This is a genomic window from Thermogutta sp. (genome assembly GCF_014359955.1).
Lineage (GTDB): Bacteria > Planctomycetota > Planctomycetia > Pirellulales > Thermoguttaceae > Thermogutta.
Genome location: NZ_JACIYL010000975.1, coordinates 1 through 1,436 on the forward strand (window position 1 = coordinate 1; position 1,436 = coordinate 1,436).

The 1,436-nt window shown below is 55.6% G+C and carries 1 protein-coding gene and 1 pseudogene; both read right to left on the reverse strand.

Annotation, left to right across the window (positions count from 1 at the left end):
* Positions 1–389, reverse strand: a pseudogene (locus H5U08_RS19970) (hypothetical protein); the annotation flags it as partial.
* Positions 390–418: 29 nt separating this feature from the next.
* Positions 419–1,436 (reverse strand): Gfo/Idh/MocA family oxidoreductase (locus H5U08_RS18695; RefSeq protein ID WP_297036626.1); only part of this gene is annotated, 1,018 nt, incomplete at its 5' end.

The following is a 1,436-nucleotide window of genomic DNA, read 5'->3' on the forward strand; positions in this document are numbered from 1 at the left end:
CGAACGTCTACAATGGAACAAGCAAAACTGCCACGTACTACTTGCAAAGCATCTGTCCCCATTTGGTGCCATAACACCAATAGAACCTCTGCGTCTGAATCGGTGTAGAGAGGTTGCGAACCTGCGATCCGGCACAACTCGCGATAGTTATACACTTCGCCGTTCATCGCAACCACGAGCCCTAGGTCTGGTCTCTCGATTGGCTGGTGGGCACGTTCATGGGGATCCACGATTGCTAGGCGCGAAAACAGTATTTCGACTACTTTATCGGCAGAAGCCCAAATGCGCTGTGAATCTGGTCCTCGCTGTTTAAGGAGTGGGGCCGCAGCCCGAATAGGTATCCGGTGCGTTTCTGGAATCTTGCTTATTCTTCCAATGAACCCGCACATATCATCGATTTATAACAAATACAGGTCTACTAGCGATTAGTGCATGCGAAGCAGACTTCGTGGGCAAGGATTAACTGATTCGAGGTAATTAACACCTGCCCAGTGCGCACACACCCGATCCACTGCTCGAGCATCGTCCGATGGCCCTTGTCGGCCTGCCAGAGCCGCTTGCGTTTTTTGGTTTTGCCGTCGTCTAAAATAAGCGTTTTAAAATCTTCCAAAACCGCTGAGCAGCCGCCGCCGTGGACTTCTATACGTTCTTTACTAAAACCCGGCGAACCGATTGTCGTGTAAATAAGATGACAGATAGATCCATCCTGATACCGGACTAAAAACTGACCATCATCCCGAGGCGAGACACCATCAGCAGTCAGTCGCTGCAGCTCGACGGGCTCCGAATCTGTGAGGAAAGCAAAGAAGTCGAAGAAATGGCAGGCCTCGCCGATGATGCGGCCGCCCTCGGCCGGGTCAGCCAGCCAGTGGTCCCGCGGGATTGGACCGGCGTTCACGCGATAGGTGACGCTGAGCGGCCCGCAGTCTTTTATGAACTGTTTCAGCTCCTGGGCCAGCGGGGCGAAGCGGCGGTTGAAGCCCACCATGAGGTGGCCGCCGGTTTTGTTCAGAGCCTGCCGCACGCTCTCGAGTTGCTCGGGGGTGATGGCGAGCGGCTTTTCGCAGAAAACCGCTTTGCCGGCTTCCAGTGCCCGACAGACCAGCGGCGCGTGCTGCGAATGCCGGGTGACGACGAAGACGACGTCCGTCTCCGGGTCGCCGAGTACTTCTTCGACATCGGTCGCACACCAGGAAAACCCATATTTTTTGCCCACAGTTTGGGCCGTAACCCCCGACGCAGTGACGATCCCGCGAAACCGCACCTGCGGCAATTTCTTCAAAATGGGCAGTAAAACAGCCTGACTGAAATTACCCGCACCAATAAAGGAGACCCCCAGTGTTTCCGTGTGAATGGGGCGACGTGGTGGCGGCAATTCGACACGGCGGGCGGGCGGTGTTTCACGGGAGGGATACGTGAGGACGATTCCCAGGTAC